At 73.5% G+C, this 3,406-nt stretch carries 3 protein-coding genes and 2 pseudogenes; 3 read left to right on the top strand and 2 right to left on the bottom strand.

Features of this window, described 5'->3' with window-relative positions; genetic code table 11:
• A pseudogene (locus tag ACFXA3_RS39030) lies at nt 1-388 on the bottom strand (hypothetical protein); the annotation flags it as partial.
• 78 nt (nt 389-466) lie between these two features.
• Between ACFXA3_RS39030 and ACFXA3_RS39025 the strand changes: the two are divergent.
• Nucleotides 467-1,216, top strand: coding sequence for a hypothetical protein (locus ACFXA3_RS39025; RefSeq protein ID WP_385195556.1), 750 nt, complete (start codon nt 467-469; stop codon nt 1,214-1,216).
• Between the two features lie 42 nt (nt 1,217-1,258).
• Here ACFXA3_RS39025 and ACFXA3_RS39020 read toward each other — a convergent pair whose 3' ends face one another.
• Nucleotides 1,259-1,681 (bottom strand): MarR family winged helix-turn-helix transcriptional regulator, encoded by a 423-nt coding sequence (locus ACFXA3_RS39020; RefSeq protein ID WP_054222898.1) that lies wholly within the window; start codon nt 1,679-1,681, stop codon nt 1,259-1,261.
• 114 nt (nt 1,682-1,795) lie between these two features.
• On the opposite strand from ACFXA3_RS39020, the gene ACFXA3_RS39015 reads away from it, so the two are divergent.
• A complete protein-coding gene (locus tag ACFXA3_RS39015; RefSeq protein ID WP_054222899.1) occupies nt 1,796-2,815 on the top strand; it encodes an NADP-dependent oxidoreductase in 1,020 nt (339 codons plus the stop codon).
• A gap of 64 nt (nt 2,816-2,879) precedes the next feature.
• A pseudogene (locus tag ACFXA3_RS39010) lies at nt 2,880-3,287 on the top strand (organic hydroperoxide resistance protein); the annotation flags it as partial.
• Nucleotides 3,288-3,406 lie beyond the last annotated feature (119 nt).

Genomic DNA, 3,406 nt, shown 5'->3' with positions numbered 1-3,406 from the left:
GTACGGGCCCCCGCGCGCCCGGGGCCCGCACCAGCCACTCGTTCCACACCGCCCCGTCCGGCGCGGCCAGCACCTCGAAGCGCAGGTCGGGCCAGAGCGGCACCGGCCACAGCAGGGCCTCGCACTCCAGATCGCCGATCGTGCGCGCCGCCGACGACTCCGGCGGCCCGAGCACCGAGCGGTAGCGGGCCAGCGCACCGCGCGAGCGCGTCCGGGTGCGGACCATCGCCTGCCACCGCTTGTTCGCCGCCCGCTGCTCGGCGAGCGAGGCGCCCAGCCGCTGCCGCGCCGCCTCGGCGAGGTCCGGCCGGAAGTCCGCCATACGGCGCAGCAGCACCAGCTGGAAGTCGGCCGGACCGAAGGGCCCCGGGGGTGTGGACGCAGTCATGGAACCCACGATTCCACACAGGACCTCCACGAACCCGCGACATGGATGTTGCGGGGAACCACGTAGCGTGCGGACGTCATGGACTACTGCCACGCGTGCCGGAGGCACCTCAACGGCGCCCTGGCCTGCGCCGGGTGCGGAACCCCGGTCGAGTACCTGCCGCCCGTCGCGCCCGGGGGCCCCGCCGTGCCCGCCGCCCCGTACGGCTCGGCTCCGTACGGCTCCGTTCCGTACGGTTCCGCCGGGCCGGAGGCCGCAGATCCGTTCGCGGACTCGATCGTCGTGCTGGCCGGCGACCACCACGGCCGGTCCGGCGCACGGCGCCGTGCCACGCACCGGCGGCGCCGGCGGACCCTGCTGACCATCGGCCTCGGACTGGCGCTCGCCGCCGGCGGCACGGTCGCGCTGGCCCGGATCGTCACCGAGGGGCAGAAGACCGACCGGGCGGCCGAGGTCGTGCTCACCGACGGGAACGGCCCGCAGGACCCGGCCCCGCTGCCGAGCGGCCGCGGGACTCCCGCCGCGCCTTCGGCGCTGAAGCCGGTGAAGGCCTCCGGGGCCGCGAAGGCCGGCGCGGGCGGGACGAAGTCGGCCGGGCCCGGGGCGGCCACCGGGGAGCCGACGGAGCCGGGTCCGTCGGGGTCCGCCTCCGCGCCGGGCCGGACGGGGCCGACGAAGGGCGCCACCGGGCCGGGGCCGTCCGTAAAGCCGGGGCAGTCGGGGTCTGCCTCGCCGAGCCCTTCCGGGACGGCGCAGCCCCCGCCCCCGCCGGTGCCGAGCCCGAGCCCGACGCCGACCAAGGGCTGCATCCTCTGGATCTTCTGCTGACGGACCTCCCGCCGGGGGCGGGGACCGGGGCGCCGTGGGGCGTCAGCCCAGCATCCGCTTGAGCAGGTCCCGCAGGACCGCCCGCTCGGCCGTGGACAGCCCGGCCAGCGGTTCGCGCGCGAAGTCCAGGGACTCGCGCAGCCGGTCCGCGGTCTGCAGGCCCTCCTCCGTCGGGGCGGCCAGCTTCACCCGGCGGTCCGCCGGGTCCGGCCTGCGCTCGACCAGGCCGCGCGACTCCAGCCGGTCCACGATGCCCGTGATGTTCGAGGGCTCGCACTTCAGCTGCTGCGCGATCCGGCGCATCGGCATCGGCTCCAGGGACAGCAGGTTCAGCACCCGGGCCTGGGCGCCGGTGAGCTGGTGGCTGGCTGCCGCGTGCTCGTACTCCTCGTGGTAGCGGGCCACGACGGAGCCGATGAGCTCGACAACCTCAAGGGTCAGGGGATCTGCGCGACGACTGGGCATGCATCCAGCGTACCCATTTACTTGACAACATGAAATATCCAGGCGCATGGTTGTTTCACCTGCTGAAGTATTCGCCGGCGCCCCGGTGCCGGCACCCTCGATTCGGGAGCACCCATGTCTCAGATCCCCGCCGTCAGCCGCGAGTGGCACCTCGTCCGCCGTCCGCAGGGCTGGCCCGTGGCCGAGGACTTCGCCCTGCGCGAGGTCGAGGTCGCGGCTCCGGCTCCGGGCCGGATCCTGGTGCGCAACCTCCACATGTCCGTGGACCCCTACATGCGCGGCCGGATGAACGACGTGAAGTCCTACATCCCGCCGTTCCAGCTGGACAAGCCGATGGACGGCGGCGCGGTCGGCGAGATCGTGGCCTCCGCCGCCGAGGGCTTCGAGGTCGGCGACCACGTCCTGCACGGCCTGGGCTGGCGCGAGTACGCCGACCTGGACGCCAAGCACGCCACCAAGGTCGACGCCTCGCTCGCGCCGCTCTCCGCCTACCTCGGCGTGCTCGGCATGCCGGGCCTGACCGCCTACGCCGGCCTCTTCGAGGTGGCCTCCTTCAAGGAGGGCGACTCCGTCTTCGTCTCCGGCGCGGCGGGCGCGGTCGGCAGCCTCGTCGGCCAGTTCGCGAAGATCAAGGGCGCCTCCCGGGTGATCGGCTCCGCCGGCTCGGACGAGAAGGTGACGCTCCTCACGGAGAAGTACGGCTTCGACGCCGCCTTCAACTACAAGAACGGCCCCGTCGGCGAGCAGCTGAAGGAAGCCGCCCCCGAGGGCATCGACGTCTACTTCGACAACGTCGGCGGCGACCACCTGGAGGCCGCCATCTCCTCCCTGAACGTGCACGGCCGCGCCACCCTGTGCGGGGCGATCGCCCAGTACAACGCCACGGAGCCGACCCCCGGCCCGCGCAACCTGGCCCTGGTCATCGGCAAGCGGCTGCGCCTGCAGGGCGTGCTGGTCGGCGACCACGCCGGGCTCCAGCCGCAGTTCGTCCAGGACGTCGCCGGATGGCTGCGCTCCGGTGAGCTCGTGGCCGACGAGACGGTGGTCGAGGGCGTGGAGAACGCGACCGAGGCCTTCCTCGGCATGCTGCGCGGTGAGAACACCGGAAAGATGATCGTTTCCTTCACCGGTTAGGCTCACTGCACACCGTCGTGATCGTGGGCGCGAGTCACGGCGACTACCAGGAGGATCTCTTCACATGTCCATCCAGCAGTCCGACGTCGTCTACACCGCTGTCGCCACCGCCGAGAACGGCCGTGACGGCCGTGTGGCCACCAACGACGGTCAGCTCGACGTCGTCGTGAACCCGCCGAAGGAGATGGGCGGCAGCGGCGCCGGCACCAACCCGGAGCAGCTGTTCGCCGCCGGTTACAGCGCCTGCTTCCAGGGCGCCCTCGGTGTCGTCGCCCGCAACGAGAACGCCGACGTCTCCGGTGCCACCGTCACCGCCGAGGTCGGCATCGGCAAGAACGACGAGGGCTTCGGCATCATCGTCAAGATCTCCGCCGTGATCCCGAACGTGGACGCCGCCACCGCCAAGGACCTGATCGAGAAGGCCCACCAGGTCTGCCCGTACTCCAAGGCGACCCGCGGCAACATCACGGTCGAGGGGGGGGGGGGGTGGGGGGGGGGGGGGGGGGGGGGGGGCGGGCGGGGGGCGGGGGCGGGGGGGGGGGGGGGGGGCGCGCGGGGGGGGTGTGGGCGGGGGTGGGGGGGCGCGGGCGC

This window comes from Streptomyces sp. NPDC059456, from assembly GCF_042750055.1.
GTDB lineage: Bacteria > Actinomycetota > Actinomycetes > Streptomycetales > Streptomycetaceae > Streptomyces.
Note: the sequence above shows the minus strand (reverse complement) of the source record. Positions and strands in the feature narration are given on the sequence as shown.

What these genes read in the sequence shown, in the direction of transcription:
- ACFXA3_RS39015 (WP_054222899.1), top strand. Translation starts at nt 1,796, where the DNA reads ATGTCTCAGATCCCCGCCGTCAGCCGCGAGTGGCACCTCGTCCGCCGT.
- ACFXA3_RS39020 (WP_054222898.1), bottom strand. Translation starts at nt 1,681, where the DNA reads ATGCCCAGTCGTCGCGCAGATCCCCTGACCCTTGAGGTTGTCGAGCTC.
- ACFXA3_RS39025 (WP_385195556.1), top strand. Translation starts at nt 467, where the DNA reads ATGGACTACTGCCACGCGTGCCGGAGGCACCTCAACGGCGCCCTGGCC.